This window comes from Streptomyces dengpaensis (assembly GCF_002946835.1).
Classification (GTDB): Bacteria; Actinomycetota; Actinomycetes; order Streptomycetales; family Streptomycetaceae; genus Streptomyces; species Streptomyces dengpaensis.
Map to the genome: position 1 here is coordinate 6,024,761 of NZ_CP026652.1, position 15,018 is coordinate 6,039,778.

The following is a 15,018-nucleotide window of genomic DNA, read 5'->3' on the forward strand; positions in this document are numbered from 1 at the left end:
GCGCTAACCGGAGCTGACAGGGTGCCGCTTTCTTTGGGACGGGCGCCGCCTGGGGGCCCCACGCCCTTAAGGCAGCTACGACGGCTACGACAGCTACGACGGCGAACGCTCCTCCGCCGCCCCCGGCAGCGGGTGCGGCACTATTGAAGTCGCCCCGCCAGACAACGCGGCGATTTCGGCGCGTAGCGCTCGTACCTCTTCCGTCAGTGCCTCGATCGCCGCCGTCTGGCGGCGCTCCTCCACGTCGTCCTTCTCGAAGCGCGAGATGAACCACGCGGCGATGTTCGCGGTGACCACACCGAGGAGGGCGATCCCGGAGAGCATGAGGCCCACCGCGAGGATGCGGCCCAGACCGGTGGTGGGGGCGTGATCCCCGTATCCGACGGTCGTCATCGTCGTGAACGACCACCACATCGCGTCGCCCAGCGTCTTGATGTTCCCGTTGGGCGAGTCCCGTTCCACGGAGAGCACCGCGAGCGAGCCGAACATCAGCAGCCCGACGACCGCGCCACCGACGTACGTCGTCAGCCGGATCTGCGAGGCCATCCGCGCCCGCCGCCCGACCAGCAGCACGGTGGCCACCAGGCGCAGCAGCCGCAGCGGCTGGATCAGCGGCAGGATCACCGCGCACAGGTCCAGCCAGTTGCTGCGCACGAACTCGCGCCGCCGGGTCGACAGCGTCAGCCGTACGAGGTAGTCGGCGGCGAACGCTCCCCACACCACCCACTCCACGACCAGGCACAGAGACGTCAGCGACCGGCTCGCGGAGCTGTCCACGATCGGCACGGAATAGGCGACCGCGAATATCACCGCGAGCGCGAGCAGGGGCCGTTGGGTGCCCCGCTCCCAACGGGCTTGTGCCGATTGTTCCTTCATGCCCGCATCGTAGGGAACGCGAAAGGGCGGTGGGGCCGAGGGTCCCACCGCCCTGTTCAGGACGCCGACGTCAGGCGTCGCCGCCCGCGGCGCCCGGGGCGGCCGCCGTCACGTCGAGCAGCCGGTAGCGGTCGATCGCCTGCTTGAGCACCGACCGGTCGACCTTGCCCTCGCGCGCCAGCTCGGTCAGCACCGCGACCACGATCGACTGCGCGTCGATGTGGAAATAGCGCCGGGCCGCGCCACGCGTGTCCGCGAAGCCGAAGCCGTCCGCGCCGAGGGACTGGTATGTCCCCGGCACCCACCGCGAGATCTGGTCCGGAACCGATCGCATCCAGTCGGAGACGGCCACGAACGGACCCTCGGCCCCGTTCAGCTTCTGCGTCACGTACGGCACCCGCTGCTCCTCCTCCGGGTGCAGCAGGTTGTGCTCCTCCACGCCGACGGCCTCGCGCCGCAGCTCGTTCCAGGAGGTCGCCGACCATACGTCGGCGCGTACGTCCCACTCCTCGGCGAGGATCCGCTGCGCCTCGACCGCCCATGGCACGGCGACACCCGACGCGAGGATCTGCGCGGGGATCGTGCCCGAGGAGCCCTCGCTGAAGCGGTAGAGGCCCTTCAGGATGCCGTCCACGTCGACGTTCTCCGGTTCGGCCGGATGCTGAATCGGCTCGTTGTAGACGGTGAGGTAGTAGAAGACGTCCTCGCCGTGCGGGTGTTCGTCGGACGAGCCGTACATCCGGCGCAGACCGTCCTTCACGATGTGCGCGATCTCGAAGCCGTACGCCGGGTCGTACGCGACACAGCCCGGGTTCGTCGAGGCGAGCAGCTGCGAGTGGCCGTCCGCGTGCTGGAGACCCTCACCGGTCAGCGTCGTACGCCCGGCGGTCGCACCGAGCACGAAACCACGCGCCAATTGGTCGGCCATCTGCCAGAACTGGTCGCCGGTGCGCTGGAAACCGAACATCGAGTAGAAGACGTAGACGGGGATCAGAGGCTCGCCGTGCGTGGCGTACGCCGAGCCGGCCGCGATCAGCGACGCCGTGCACCCGGCCTCCGAGATGCCGTCGTGCAGCATCTGGCCGGTCGGCGACTCCTTGTACGCGAGCAGCAGATCGCGGTCCACGGACTCGTACTGCTGGCCGAGCGGGTTGTAGATCTTCGCGCTCGGGAAGAACGAGTCCATGCCGAAGGTGCGGTACTCGTCGGGCGCGATCAGCACGAAGCGCCTGCCGATCTCCTTGTCCCGCATGAGGTCCTTCAGGAGGCGTACGAACGCCATGGTCGTGGCGATCGACTGCTGACCCGAGCCCTTCTTCACACTCGCGTACGTCTTGTCGTCCGGGAGGGCCAGCGGCTTCGACCGCACGACGCGCGTCGGGACGTACCCGCCGTGCGACTTTCGCCGGTCGTGCATGTACTGGAGCTCCTCGGAGTTGCGGCCCGGGTGGTAGTACGGCGGCGGGCCGGACTCCAGCTGCTTGTCGGTGATCGGCAGGTGCAGCCGGTCGCGGAAGTGCTTGAGGTCGTCGACCGTCAGCTTCTTCATCTGGTGCGTGGCGTTGCGGCCCTCGAAGTTCGGGCCGAGCGTCCAGCCCTTGACCGTCTGCGCCAGGATCACCGTCGGCTGGCCCTTGTGCGCCTTGGCCGCCGAGAACGCCGCGAAGATCTTCTTGTGGTCGTGCCCGCCGCGGCCCAGGTGCAGGATCTGGTCGTCGGTCATGTTCGCGACCATCGCACGCAGCCGGTGGTCGTCACCGAAGAAGTGCTGGCGGATGTAGGCGCCGGTCTCGGTGGCGTACGTCTGGAACTGGCCGTCGGGCGTGGTGTTCAGCTTGTTGACGAGGATGCCGTCGCGGTCCTGGGCGAGCAGCGGGTCCCAACTGCGGTCCCAGACCAGCTTGATGACGTTCCATCCGGCGCCCCGGAACTGCGACTCCAGTTCCTGGATGATCTTGCCGTTGCCGCGCACCGGGCCGTCGAGGCGCTGCAGGTTGCAGTTGACGACGAAGGTCAGGTTGTCCAGGCCCTCGCGCGCCGCGATCGACAGCTGGCCGAGCGACTCCGGCTCGTCCATCTCGCCGTCGCCGAGAAACGCCCAGACGTGGGACTTGGAGGTGTCGGCGATGCCGCGCGCCTCCATGTAGCGGTTCATCCGCGCCTGGAAGATCGCGCCGAGCGGGCCGAGGCCCATGGAGACGGTCGGGAACTCCCAGAAGTCCGGCATCAGCCGCGGGTGCGGGTACGAGGACAGTCCGTACGGCGCCTTCGACTTCTCCTGGCGGAACGCGTCGAGCTGCTGCTCGGAGAGGCGGTCGAGGAGGAACGCGCGGGCGTAGATACCGGGGGAGGCGTGCCCCTGGAAGAAGATCTGGTCGCCGCCGTCGCCCTCGTCCTTGCCGCGGAAGAAGTGGTTGAAGCCCACGTCGTAGAGGGACGCGGAGGACGCGAAGGTCGCGATGTGGCCGCCGACCCCGATGCCGGGGCGCTGGGCCCTGGACACCATCACGGCCGCGTTCCAGCGGGTCGCGTTGAGGATCTTGCGCTCGATCTCCTCGTTGCCCGGGAAGAACGGCTCGTCCTTGGTGGCGATGGTGTTGACGTAGTCCGTGCTGCGCATCTCGGGCACGGCCACGCGCTTCTCGCGGGCCCTCTCGATCAGTCGCAGCATCAGGTAGCGGGCGCGCTCACGGCCGCGCTCGTCGACGGCGGCGTCGAGGGAGTCGAGCCACTCCTGAGTCTCCTCAGGGTCGAAGTCCGGGACCTGGCTGGGAAGGCCGCCAATGATGATCGGGGTGCGATCGGATCCGGAAGGCACGCTGTTCCTTCGCTGTCAGAGGGCTGTCTGCGGGGATTGTCTGCGGGGTGTCTGCTGTGGTTTCTCCAGGTGTCCGCAGTCGTTCCCCATCGTGGACCTCGGGAACACAAACGTCATCTCTACCAAGGGGTAACCAAGGCGTTCCCCGCGGTCCGTCGGGACGGGTCCGGCCAAAACGTAACGATACGCTCACTCCGTGACGCGTTCCGCAAAGTCATTCGGGTCTCGCCCGCTCCAAGGATTCCGAAGTGGACAAAAGGGGCAGAAGGGTGTGGTGTGCGTCACGTGGTGCCGTAATCGACCGTCGGGAGTTGCGGCGACACCGCCGGGATCGTCACCGTTTCGGCGGTCTCGGCGGCCGGGTACTTGCGCGATCCGTCCCGCCCGTGTGGACTACGGCCAATGCTTCGCGCACGCGCGTGGCTGAGACATCTACCGAAACACATTCAGGAGGCAAGCCGTGAGCGCGACCGCGGACCACGCGGAGGAGCGGACCAACCCGGCCGCCAGGCTGGGGTTCGAGCCCGGACAGGTGGTCCAGGAGATCGGCTTCGACGACGACGTTGACCACGAGCTCCGTGAAAGCATCGAATCGCAGATCGGCCAGGATCTGGTCGACGAGGACTACGACGACGTCGCGGACGTCGTGCTGCTGTGGTTCCGCGATGAGGACGGCGACCTCACGGACTCCCTGGTGGACGCCATCGGTCTCCTTGAGGACGGCGGCATGATCTGGCTGCTGACCCCGAAGACCGGCCGGGACGGCTACGTCGAGCCCAGCGACATCAGCGATGCCGCACAGACCGCCGGCCTCTCCCAGACGAAGAGCGTCTCCGTCGCCAAGGAATGGTCGGGTACGCGCCTGGCCACGCCCAAGTCGAAGCGCTGAGCTCCCGCTCCGTCTGCCGCAGAGCATCGCGTGAGACCCCCGCCGGCCCACCGTCGGCGGGGGTCTCACGCTTACGCGGCGCCGGAGCCCTACTCGTACGCGGCGCCGGAGCCATACGCATGCGCCGCACCGGAGCCCTACGGGAACGCCGCGCCGGACCGTCATGTATGCGCGATGCCGTGGCGCGGGTGCCCGGACCGGGGGCCGTACCGATCACTGCGTAGGCTGGTCGTCACCCGAACAGACCCTTGGAAGGGAAGCGTGTGACCATGGCGATCGAGGTCGGCTCCCAGGCCCCGGACTTCGAACTCAAGGACAACCACGGCGCCACCGTGAAGCTGTCCGACTTCCGCGGTGACAAGAACGTGGTGCTGCTCTTCTACCCGTTCGCGTTCACCGGCGTGTGCACGGGCGAGCTGTGCTCCCTGCGCGACAACCTGCCGCAGTTCACCGACCGGGACACCCAACTGCTGGCCGTCTCGAACGACTCCATCCACACCCTGCGCGTCTTCGCCGAGCAGGAGGGCCTGGAGTACCCGCTGCTCTCCGACTTCTGGCCGCACGGCAACATTTCGCGCGCGTACGGCGTCTTCGACGAGGACAAGGGCTGCGCGGTGCGCGGCACGTTCATCATCGACAAGGAGGGCGTGGTCCGCTGGACCGTCGTCAACGCCCTGCCGGACGCGCGTGACCTGAACGAGTACGTCAAGGCACTCGACACCCTGTGATTCTTCGGTTCCAAGCCCTGTGGGCGCGGGAACCCGTCACTAGGATCTAGTCGTTGATCCGATACCAACGCACTACGGGGCGCCCCGCCCCCGGACACTATTGGGAGGACTCGTGGGAGTCAGCCTCAGCAAGGGCGGCAATGTTTCGCTGTCGAAGGAGGCCCCGGGACTGACCGCGGTCATCGTCGGTCTGGGGTGGGACGTCCGCACCACCACCGGCACCGACTTCGACCTCGACGCCAGCGCAATCCTGACGAACGACCAGGGCAAGGTCGGCAACGACCAGAACTTCGTTTTCTTCAACAACCTCAAGAGCCCGGACGGCTCGGTCGAGCACACCGGTGACAACCTCACCGGTGAGGGCGAGGGCGACGACGAGCAGATCAAGGTCAACCTCGCCGCCGTCCCGGCCGATGTCCAGAAGATCGTCTTCCCGGTCTCGATCTACGACGCCGAGAACCGCCAGCAGTCCTTCGGGCAGGTCCGCAACGCGTTCATCCGCGTGGTGAACCAGGCGGGCGGCGCGGAGATCGCACGGTACGACCTCTCCGAGGACGCCTCGACGGAGACCGCGATGGTCTTCGGCGAGCTCTACCGCAACGGCGCGGAGTGGAAGTTCCGCGCCATCGGCCAGGGTTACGCCTCGGGCCTGCGCGGCATCGCGCAGGACTTCGGCGTGAACGTCTGAGCGGTACGGCCTTCGGCTCTACGGTCCGGCACCGCACCCGTCACGTGCGGTGCCGGACCGCCGTACAACTGAACGAATGACCTCGGGGAGGACCAGCATCATGGGCGTCACGCTCGCCAAGGGGGGCAATGTCTCCCTCTCTAAGGCCGCACCGAATCTCACGAAGGTGATGATCGGGCTCGGCTGGGACGCGCGCTCCACCACCGGAGCCCCCTTCGACCTGGACGCCAGCGCGCTGATGTGCAACGGCGGGCGGGTGCTCGGGGACGAGTGGTTCATCTTCTACAACCAGCTCACGAGCCCGGACGGCTCGGTGGAGCACACCGGCGACAACCTCACCGGCGAGGGCGAGGGCGACGACGAGTCGATCCTGGTCGACCTCTCCAAGGTTCCGGCCAACGTGGAGAAGATCGTCTTCCCGGTCTCCATCCACGACGCCGACAACCGTGGTCAGACCTTCGGCCAGGTCAGCAACGCCTTCATCCGCGTCGTCAATCAGGCCGACGGCCAGGAGCTCGCCCGCTACGACCTCTCCGAGGACGCCTCCACGGAAACGGCGATGATCTTCGGCGAGGTCTACCGCTACAACAACGAGTGGAAGTTCCGCGCGGTCGGCCAGGGGTACGCGTCGGGCCTGCGGGGCATCGCCCTCGACTTCGGGGTCAGCGTTTCCTAGGGCCCCCGTCCGGCCGAAGGGGCAGCCCTTTAGACTTCGTGGTCAACAGTGAGTAAAGCCGAGTACGGCGCGGGGGAGACCCGTACATACACGATTGGGTAGCCAGTGCTTCTGAAAACCTTCGGCTGGTCGTTCGCGGTCACCGCGCTCGGCCTGGTCGCGGCGGTCTTCTACGGGGGGTGGACCGCCTTCGGCATCGTGGCGATCCTCTCCGTCCTCGAGATCTCCCTTTCCTTCGACAACGCGGTGGTCAACGCCGGAATCCTGAAGAAGATGAGTGCCTTCTGGCAGAAGATCTTCCTCACGATCGGCATCCTCATCGCCGTGTTCGGCATGCGGCTGATCTTTCCTGTCGTCATCGTCGCCATCAGCGCCAAGATCGGCCCGATCGAGGCCGTCGACCTCGCGCTGAACAACAAGGACCGCTATGAGCAGCTGGTCACCGACGCCCACCCGGCGATCGCGGCCTTCGGCGGCATGTTCCTGCTGATGATCTTCCTCGACTTCATCTTCGAGGACCGGGAGATCAAGTGGCTCGCCTGGCTGGAGCGGCCGCTGGCCAAGCTCGGCAAGATCGACATGCTGTCGGTCTGCATCGCGCTGATCGTCCTGATGGTCTCCGCGATGACCTTCGCGACCAACGCCCACCTGCACGACGGGCACGCGGACAAGTCGGCCACCGTCCTGCTCGCCGGCGTCGCCGGTCTCATCACGTACATGATCGTCGGCGGCCTGTCCGGCTACTTCGAGGACAAGCTGGAAGAAGAGGAGGAGCGCGAGCACGAGGAGGAGGAAGAGGCCGCGCGCACCGGCAAGAAGAAACCGGCCATCGTGCTCGTCGGCCAGGCCGCGTTCTTCATGTTCCTCTACCTCGAGGTCCTGGACGCGTCCTTCTCCTTCGACGGCGTCATCGGCGCCTTCGCCATCACCAACGACATCGTCCTGATGGCGCTGGGCCTCGGTATCGGCGCCATGTACGTCCGGTCGCTGACGGTCTACCTGGTCCGCCAGGGCACCCTCGACGACTACCCCTACCTGGAGCACGGCGCGCACTACGCGATCGGCGCTCTGGCCGTGATCCTCCTGGTCACCATCCAGTACGAGATCAGCGAGATCATCACCGGCCTCATCGGCGTCGTCCTGATCGCCGCGTCCTTCTGGTCCTCCGTGCGCCGCAACCGGGCGCTTGTGGCGGCCGAGGGAAAAGCCGAGGGCTCGGACGACAAGGCTGAGGTGTCGTCCGGGGTGTGACACCCGGCTTGCCGAGGAACGCTCTGAGCGGGGCGGCCGTCGAGGACGAGTCCTCACGGCCGCCCCGTCGCATGTCGGGGAACAAAGAGGAACGTGGGGGCGGAATGGGCTTCTGGGACGATCTGTGGCGCGGACGCTCGGCGGACTTCGACTCCGGTAGCGCGGCCACCAACGCCATCGAGCTGACCAAACGGAACCACACGGTCTCGCTCACCAAACAGGGCGCGGCCACCGGCCATCTGCGCATCAACCTGTCCTGGCGGATGCGCAGCGCCGACATAGGCGGGCCGCAGCGCGGCAGCCTGCTGCGCCACCCCTTCCGCACCTTCAAACCGGAAGTGGTCCAGGCGCACACCCAGAGCATGGTCAACGTCGACCTCGACCTCGGCGTGCTGTACGAGCTGACGGACGGTACCAAGGGCGTGGTCCAGCCCCTCGGCAGCTTTTTCGGCGCCCTGAACGCCCCGCCGTACGTGAGGCTCAGCGGTGACGACCGTTTCGGCTCGGCCTCGGGCGAGACGGCGTACGTCAACCTGGATCACCGCGACGACATCAAGCGGCTCCTGGTGTTCGTCTACATCTACGACCAGACCCCGGCCTTCGACCGTACGCACGCCATCATCACGCTCTATCCGAGCAACGGCCCGCGCATCGAGATCGGCCTCGACGAACGCCACCCGCAGGCCCGGTCCTGCGCGGTCGTGATGATCCAGAACAACAAGGGCGAGGTATCCGTACGCCGCGAGGTCAAGTTCGTCTACGGCTTCCAGGCCGAACTCGACCGGCTGTACGGGTGGGGGCTGCAGTGGGGGCGGGGCTACAAGACGAAGGTCGAGCGGTAGGCGCAGCGCCCCCCGGGGCGCGGCGCGAACTGCACGACCAGCCACTTACATCCCGCAGCCGCCGTCAGGGCCGATCCGCCGAGCTCATAGGCGAACCGGCGAAGCCCAGCGTTTCAGCGCCCGATGAACTGCGGCCCCTGCGGCGGCAGCTTGAACTCCGGGTCGGGCACAGCGCCCACCGGCTGCGGGTAGCCGTACGCCGGCTGGCTGGTCGGCTGGGGGTAGCCGTAGGCGGGCTGGGCGGCGGCGGTGGCCGCGGCGGCGGGCGCCGTCTGCGTCTGCGGATAGCCGTACGCGGGCTGCTGCGGCACCGGCGCAGGCTGCTCCGGCACCGCCGCGGGCTGCTCCGGCGGCAACGGCACCGACGTCTCCGGGACAGCGGCGGCGGCAGGCGCGGCCCAGCCCGCGGCTTCGGGCGCGGGCTGGGCCGCCGGCGCCGCGTCGGGCACGGATCCGGTCACCGGCGCCCCGCCAGAAGCGGCGGCCTCCGTCTCGTCGACCGAGATCCCGAAGTCGGTCGCGAGGCCCACCAGACCGTTGGAGTAGCCCTCGCCGAGCGCCCGGAACTTCCACCCGTCACCGCGCCGGTACAGCTCGCCGCAGATCAGCGCGGTCTCGGCCCCGGTCTCCGGCTTGACGTCGAAGTACGCCACCGGTTCGCCGTCCGCGACCGTGGCGTCGTACAGCAGGATGCGCAGATCCCGTACGCGGTCGAACGCGACGTCGTCCGCCGATGCGACCAGCAGAATCTGTCCGACTCCGGACTCGACACCCGTCAGATCCGTCTGGATCGTGTCGGTCAGACCCTCGGCTACGCGTTTCTTGCCGAGCCGCCAGACCTTGCCCGAGGGATGGCGGGGCTGGTTGTAGAAGACGAAGTCCTCGTCGGATCGCACACGACCGTCGGGGCCGAGGAGCAGCGCCGAGGCATCGACATCAGGGACACCCTGCCCGGGTGTCCAGCGCAGTACGGCGCGCACCGCTGTGGCGTCCAGCGGGACGTTCGACCCCTTCAGCATCGCGTGCGTCATGCGGTCATCCTGCCCTCTCGGTCCTGGTCACGACAACGCGGGGTCCCGCCAGGACCGGTGTTTGCCGGACACGGCCGAGTTACCCGAACTTCACGCTCGGTGGGAACCTGTGACATGGATCCATACGTACTATTACCGGCCACATCACGTCGGGCCGCCTAGCTGCCACGGGGGAGTTTCATGCGTCATTTTGGTCATATCGCCCCTGAGGAGCGGCAACGCCTCTTCTTCCGGGAGCCGGGCGAATTCACCGCCGACTCGCCGGCCCGGGTGCTCTCCGCGGCCCTCGGGGCCACGCTGTACAGCCCCGCGACCCGGGGGCAGCTGGCCGACGACATCACCAAGCAGGCCGCGCGCGGCGTGGTCTCCATGGTGCTCTGCCTGGAGGACTCGATCGACGACTCGGAGGTCGTGGGCGCCGAGGAGAACCTGGTCCAGCAGTTCACCGCCCTCGCCGCACGACAGGACGCCGGCGACCTGCCGCTGCTGTTCATCCGGGTCCGCCACCCCGCTCAGATCCCCGACCTCGTCCAGCGCCTCGGTCCCGCCGTCCGGCTGCTGTCCGGATTCGTGATGCCGAAGTTCACCGAGGAGCGCGGTGTGCCGTTCCTGGAGGCGCTCGCCTGCGCCGAGACGGCGAGCGGCAGGCGCCTTTTTGCGATGCCGGTCCTTGAATCGCCCGAGCTGCTGTACCGGGAGTCGCGCGTGGAGACCCTGGAGGGCATCTTCCGCGCCGTCGACAAGTACCGCGACCGGGTGCTCGCGCTGCGCATCGGGGTGACGGACTTCTGCTCCTCGTACGGCCTGCGCCGGGCCCCCGACATGACGGCGTACGACGTCCAGGTCGTCGCCTCCGTGATCGCCGACGTGGTGAACATGCTGGGGCGGGCCGACGGCACCGGTTTCACGGTGACCGGGCCGGTGTGGGAGTACTTCCGTGTCCAGGAGCGCATGTTCAAGCCGCAGCTGCGCCGCAGCCCCTTCCTGGAGGGGCGGGCGGAGGAACTGCGCGAGGCGCTGATCGAGCACGCCATGGACGGGCTGCTGCGCGAGATCACCCTCGACCAGGCCAACGGCCTGCTGGGCAAGACCTGCATCCACCCCTCGCACGTCCTGCCCGTGCACGCCCTCTCGGTCGTCAGCCACGAGGAGTACAGCGACGCGCAGGACATCCTGAAGCCGGAGCGCAACGGCGGGGGTGTACTGCGGTCGGCGTACACGAACAAAATGAACGAGGTGAAGCCGCACCGCGCCTGGGCCGAGCGCACCCTCCAGCGCGCCGACGCCTTCGGCGTCGCCAACGAGGACATCGGCTTCGTGGACCTGCTCGCCGCAGGGCTCCCCGCGTGAGCCGGTCCGACCGGGCGGCGCGCGACCCGATCAACGCGACGCGGAACCCGATCACCAGGGAATTGATGAACAACGCAGTGAAGGACGTGGCGAACGACGTGACGAGCGACGCGGTCTGGACAGGAACGTGGGTCGCCGAGCGGCTCGGCCTCGAACTCGTCGGTGACGAGAAGCTGAGCGACCTGCTGGGGCTCGCGCTGCGCCGCAACCCCAAGCGCGCGCATCTGCTCGTGTCGAACGTCCTGGGCAAGCACGTCCCGCAGTCGCCGTCCGTGGTGTACGGATACGGGTTCGCGCTCGGCCGGCGGGTACGCGACCTGCTGGGCGCCGAGGATGCCGGTGCGGCCGTGGTCCTCGGGTACGCCGAGACGGCCACCGGGCTCGGCCACGCGGTCGCGGACGGCCTGGGCCTCGCGCCCTACCTGCACTCCACCCGCCGCCCGGTCGAGGGCGTCGCCCGCGCGGGCGGCTTCGAGGAGTCCCACTCGCACGCCACCTCGCACCTGCTGCTTCCCGAGGACCCCGCTCTGCTGGCCGGATCCGGCCCCCTGGTCCTCGTCGACGACGAGTTCTCCACCGGCAACACGGTCCTCAACACCATCCGCGCCCTGCACCAGCGCTACCCGCGCGAGCGGTACGTGGTCGTGGCCCTGGTCGACATGCGCTCGGCCGAGGACCTGGGCCGGCTGGAGCGGTTCGCCAAGGAGATCGGCGCCCGCGTGGACCTGGTGTCCGCGGCGTCGGGGACGGTACGGCTCCCGGAGGGCGTACTGGAGAAGGGGCAGGCACTGGTCGCCGCGCACGAGTCGGCGGCGCCCGCCACCGCGTCGCGCGCCGGGAAGGCCACCCGCGTCCAGCTCGGCTGGCCCCATGGCCTGCCCGACGGCGGGCGGCACGGGTTCACGCCCGCGCATCGCATACGGCTGGAGGGTGCGCTGCCCGCCATGGCCGCCCGGATCGCCGGGGCGCTGCCGGACGGCGCCCGGCGGGTGCTCGTGCTCGGCTTCGAGGAGCTGATGTACGCGCCGCTGCGGCTGGCGCGGGAGCTGGAGCAGGTGGTGACCTCCGAGGTGCGCTACTCCACGACCACCCGGTCCCCGGTGCTCGCCCTCGACGACCCCGGCTACGCGATACGCAGCCGAATCGTTTTCCCTGCCCACGACAACCCGGACGACGGCCCCGGCGAGCGCTACGCCTACAACGTCGCGGGCGCCGGCTTCGACGCCGTCGTCGCCGTCGTCGACTCCGTGGCCGACACCTCCGAACTACACGCCCCCGACGGCCTGTTGGCTCAGCTCGCGGCGCACACACCGAGCGTCCTGCTCGCCGTCGTCCCGTCGTACGTCCCCGCACGGCCGTCCACCGAAAGGCCCTCCATGCTCGCTGAGCCCCTCCGCGGCCCCGCCTTCTCCTCGTACGCGCCCGACGAGGTCGGCTGGCTGCTCCAGGACCTCTCGGACGTGGGCCTGGAGGCGCCGACCGAGGAGCGCGAGGAGGCGATCCAGAGCGGTGGCGCCCACTACGCGGAGTCGCTGCCGGTCGAGTACCAGCCGAGCGCCCAGTACCAGGAGCTGTTCCACGCGGCCCTCGGCACCTCGGCGGCCCGGATCGCCCAGGCCGTCGGCGCCGTCACCGAGCTGGTGCTCGCCGAGTTCCCCCACTCTCGGCTTCTCCCCCACCCTCGGCTCCGCTCGAGCGGGGGGACCCCCATGAGCGGGGGGACCCCCATGCCGCGCCCGGTCCTGGTGTCCCTGGCCCGCGCGGGCACCCCGGTCGGCGTCCTGATGCGCCGCTGGGCCAAGGACCGTCACGAGCTGGAGTTGCCTCACTACGCCGTCTCGATCGTGCGGGGCCGCGGCATCGACGCCAACGCGCTGCGCTGGCTCGCCGCCCACCACGACCCGGCCGACGTCGTGTTCGTCGACGGCTGGACCGGCAAGGGCGCGATCAGCCGCGAACTCGCCGACGCGATAAGGGAGTTCGAGGCGTCCGACGGCATCATCGGCTTCGACCCGGAGATCGCGGTCCTCGCCGACCCGGGCTCCTGCGTGCGGACGTACGGCACCCGCGAGGACTTCCTGATCCCCTCCGCCTGCCTCAACTCGACGGTGTCCGGGCTCATTTCGCGCACGGTCCTGCGTGCCGACCTGGTCGGCGAGCACGACTACCACGGTGCGAAGTTCTACCGCGAACTCGCCGGCTCCGATGTCTCCGGCGACTTCCTGGACGCCATCGCCGCCCGCTTCGCCGACGTCGCCGACGCGGCCTGCGCCCAGGCCAAGGAACTCCTCGCCGCCGACCGCACCCCCACCTGGGAGGGCTGGGCGGCCGTCGAGCGGATCAGCGAGGAGTACGGGATCCACGACGTGAACCTCGTCAAGCCGGGCGTCGGCGAGACCACCCGCGTCCTGCTGCGCCGCGTCCCCTGGAAGATCCTCGCGCGCGCCGGAGCGGGCGCCGACCTCGACCACGTACGCCTGCTCGCCGAGCAGCGCGGGGTGCCCGTCGAGGAGGTCGCCGATCTCCCGTACACCTGCGTGGGGTTGATCCACCCGAAGTACACGCGCGGCGCGACGGGTGCCGACGGCAAGGCGGTGACGGTCTGATGTCCTCGCCCAAGACGCTCATCGCCAGCGACCTCGACCGCACCCTCATCTACTCCTCGGCCGCCCTGGCGCTGACCATGCCGGACGCGCGGGCGCCCCGGCTGCTCTGCGTCGAGGTGCACGAGAGCAAGCCGCTGTCGTACATGACGGAGACGGCGGCCGCCCTTCTCAGCGAACTCGGCGACACGGCGCTCTTCGTACCCACCACGACCCGCACCCGCAAGCAGTACCAGCGCATCAACCTGCCGGGCCCCGCCCCGAAGTACGCGATCTGCGCCAACGGCGGGCATCTGCTCGTCGACGGCGTCTCCGACCCCGACTGGCACGCGAGCGTGACGGCACGGCTCGCCACCGAGTGCGCTCCGCTCGCGGAGGTGCGGGAGCACCTGGAGGCCACCGCCGACCCGTCCTGGGTCCGCAAACACCGGGTGGCCGAGGACCTGTTCGTCTATCTGGTGGTGGAGCGCGAGCTGCTCCCCGAGGAGTGGGTGAAGGAACTCGCCGTGTGGGCGGAGAACCGCGGCTGGACGGTCTCCCTCCAGGGCCGCAAGATCTACGCCGTGCCGAAGCCGCTCACCAAGAGCGCGGCCATGCGCGAACTCGCCCGCCGCACCGGCGCGCCCCTGACCCTCGCGGCCGGTGACTCCCTCCTCGACGCCGACCTCCTGCTGGCCGCCGACCGGGGCTGGCGCCCCGGCCACGGCGAACTGGCGGACACCGACTGGACGGCCCCCGCGATCACCGCGCTTCCGGAGCGAGGGGTGGCGGCGGGGGAGCGGATCCTGCGGGAGTTCTTGCGGGGGGCTCGGGAGATGTAGGCGGTGGGGCTCGGTGCTGCGGGGTCAGCCGCAGCACCCGCCTCCGCAGCACCCGCCGCCACCCCCGCCAGAGCGGGGCGCCTGGGCCGGGGCCGGCGTCGAGCCGCCGACCGCGACGGCCACCGTCGACAGGAGTTTCACGGTGTCGTCGTGGCCGGACGGGCAGGCCGCGGGGGCGGCGGAATCCGCCATCGGGCGGCTGAGTTCGAACGTGTCGCCGCAGGTCCGGCAGCGGTACTCGTAGCGAGGCATGCGCCCAGGTTAGCCGGAGCCCAGCGGCGATCACAGGATTCCGGAGGGCCCGCCCGGCGGTCCGGCGCGACGGGCTGACCGTTACTGTCCGGTTCTTGTTCAGTTCCCGAACGAAGATTGTGTGAAAGTCGCTGCTAATTTATGTGTGCCGCGACGAGCCGCAAGGTCGGGGAGGGGGGCTCGCAGCCGCATC

At 69.2% G+C, this 15,018-nt stretch carries 13 protein-coding genes; 9 read left to right on the plus strand and 4 right to left on the minus strand.

Going from position 1 to position 15,018, the window contains the following annotated elements:
- Positions 1 to 93: 93 nt before the first annotated feature.
- Positions 94 to 876: a potassium channel family protein gene (locus C4B68_RS27830; RefSeq protein ID WP_099499091.1), complete on the minus strand. Its 783-nt coding sequence runs from the start codon at positions 874 to 876 to the stop codon at positions 94 to 96.
- 70 nt (positions 877 to 946) lie between these two features.
- A complete protein-coding gene (gene aceE, locus C4B68_RS27835; RefSeq protein ID WP_099499090.1) occupies positions 947 to 3,694 on the minus strand; it encodes a pyruvate dehydrogenase (acetyl-transferring), homodimeric type in 2,748 nt (915 codons plus the stop codon).
- Between the two features lie 460 nt (positions 3,695 to 4,154).
- Between aceE and C4B68_RS27845 the strand changes: the two genes are divergently transcribed.
- The 6 genes from C4B68_RS27845 to C4B68_RS27870 all read left to right on the plus strand — a co-directional run bounded on the left by C4B68_RS27845 (position 4,155) and on the right by C4B68_RS27870 (position 8,768).
- Positions 4,155 to 4,583, plus strand: coding sequence for a DUF3052 domain-containing protein (locus C4B68_RS27845; RefSeq protein ID WP_099499089.1), 429 nt, complete (start codon positions 4,155 to 4,157; stop codon positions 4,581 to 4,583).
- 269 nt (positions 4,584 to 4,852) lie between these two features.
- On the plus strand, positions 4,853 to 5,311 hold the full coding sequence (locus tag C4B68_RS27850; protein ID WP_099499088.1) for a peroxiredoxin: 459 nt from the start codon (positions 4,853 to 4,855) through the stop codon (positions 5,309 to 5,311).
- 112 nt (positions 5,312 to 5,423) lie between these two features.
- On the plus strand, positions 5,424 to 5,999 hold the full coding sequence (locus C4B68_RS27855) for a TerD family protein (protein WP_099499087.1): 576 nt from the start codon (positions 5,424 to 5,426) through the stop codon (positions 5,997 to 5,999).
- A gap of 100 nt (positions 6,000 to 6,099) precedes the next feature.
- Complete coding sequence (locus C4B68_RS27860) at positions 6,100 to 6,675, plus strand: TerD family protein (RefSeq protein WP_099499086.1); 576 nt, start codon at positions 6,100 to 6,102, stop codon at positions 6,673 to 6,675.
- A gap of 105 nt (positions 6,676 to 6,780) precedes the next feature.
- Positions 6,781 to 7,926 carry a DUF475 domain-containing protein gene (locus C4B68_RS27865; RefSeq protein ID WP_099499085.1) on the plus strand — a complete coding sequence of 382 codons (1,146 nt, stop codon included), beginning with the start codon at positions 6,781 to 6,783 and terminating at the stop codon, positions 7,924 to 7,926.
- 104 nt (positions 7,927 to 8,030) lie between these two features.
- Positions 8,031 to 8,768, plus strand: coding sequence for a TerD family protein (locus C4B68_RS27870; RefSeq protein ID WP_099499084.1), 738 nt, complete (start codon positions 8,031 to 8,033; stop codon positions 8,766 to 8,768).
- 113 nt (positions 8,769 to 8,881) lie between these two features.
- On the opposite strand, the gene C4B68_RS27875 is transcribed toward C4B68_RS27870, so the two are convergent.
- A complete protein-coding gene (locus C4B68_RS27875; RefSeq protein WP_099499083.1) occupies positions 8,882 to 9,799 on the minus strand; it encodes a TerD family protein in 918 nt (305 codons plus the stop codon).
- A 180-nt stretch (positions 9,800 to 9,979) separates the two neighbouring features.
- On the opposite strand from C4B68_RS27875, the gene C4B68_RS27880 reads away from it, so the two are divergent.
- The 3 genes from C4B68_RS27880 (at position 9,980) to C4B68_RS27890 (ending at position 14,573) form a co-directional block, all read left to right on the plus strand.
- Positions 9,980 to 11,149 (plus strand): HpcH/HpaI aldolase/citrate lyase family protein, encoded by a 1,170-nt coding sequence (locus C4B68_RS27880; protein WP_099499082.1) that lies wholly within the window; start codon positions 9,980 to 9,982, stop codon positions 11,147 to 11,149.
- 65 nt (positions 11,150 to 11,214) lie between these two features.
- Entirely contained in the window at positions 11,215 to 13,755 is a 2,541-nt protein-coding gene (locus tag C4B68_RS27885; RefSeq protein WP_099499490.1) for a phosphoribosyltransferase, read from the plus strand.
- Positions 13,755 to 14,573, plus strand: a complete 819-nt coding sequence (locus C4B68_RS27890) for an HAD family hydrolase (RefSeq protein ID WP_099499081.1) — start codon at positions 13,755 to 13,757, stop codon at positions 14,571 to 14,573. Before C4B68_RS27885 ends, C4B68_RS27890 begins: the two co-directional genes overlap by 1 nt.
- Positions 14,574 to 14,597: 24 nt before the next feature.
- Here the strand turns inward: C4B68_RS27890 and C4B68_RS27895 are convergent, their stop codons facing one another.
- Complete coding sequence (locus C4B68_RS27895; RefSeq protein ID WP_099499080.1) at positions 14,598 to 14,825, minus strand: FmdB family zinc ribbon protein; 228 nt, start codon at positions 14,823 to 14,825, stop codon at positions 14,598 to 14,600.
- Positions 14,826 to 15,018 lie beyond the last annotated feature (193 nt).

Coding starts and splice junctions, on each gene's coding strand:
- C4B68_RS27830 (WP_099499091.1), bottom strand. CDS start 876: ATGAAGGAACAATCGGCACAAGCCCGTTGGGAGCGGGGCACCCAACGG.
- C4B68_RS27850 (WP_099499088.1), top strand. CDS start 4,853: ATGGCGATCGAGGTCGGCTCCCAGGCCCCGGACTTCGAACTCAAGGAC.
- C4B68_RS27860 (WP_099499086.1), top strand. CDS start 6,100: ATGGGCGTCACGCTCGCCAAGGGGGGCAATGTCTCCCTCTCTAAGGCC.
- C4B68_RS27870 (WP_099499084.1), top strand. CDS start 8,031: ATGGGCTTCTGGGACGATCTGTGGCGCGGACGCTCGGCGGACTTCGAC.
- C4B68_RS27875 (WP_099499083.1), bottom strand. CDS start 9,799: ATGACGCACGCGATGCTGAAGGGGTCGAACGTCCCGCTGGACGCCACA.
- C4B68_RS27880 (WP_099499082.1), top strand. CDS start 9,980: ATGCGTCATTTTGGTCATATCGCCCCTGAGGAGCGGCAACGCCTCTTC.
- C4B68_RS27885 (WP_099499490.1), top strand. CDS start 11,215: ATGAACAACGCAGTGAAGGACGTGGCGAACGACGTGACGAGCGACGCG.
- C4B68_RS27890 (WP_099499081.1), top strand. CDS start 13,755: ATGTCCTCGCCCAAGACGCTCATCGCCAGCGACCTCGACCGCACCCTC.
- C4B68_RS27895 (WP_099499080.1), bottom strand. CDS start 14,825: ATGCCTCGCTACGAGTACCGCTGCCGGACCTGCGGCGACACGTTCGAA.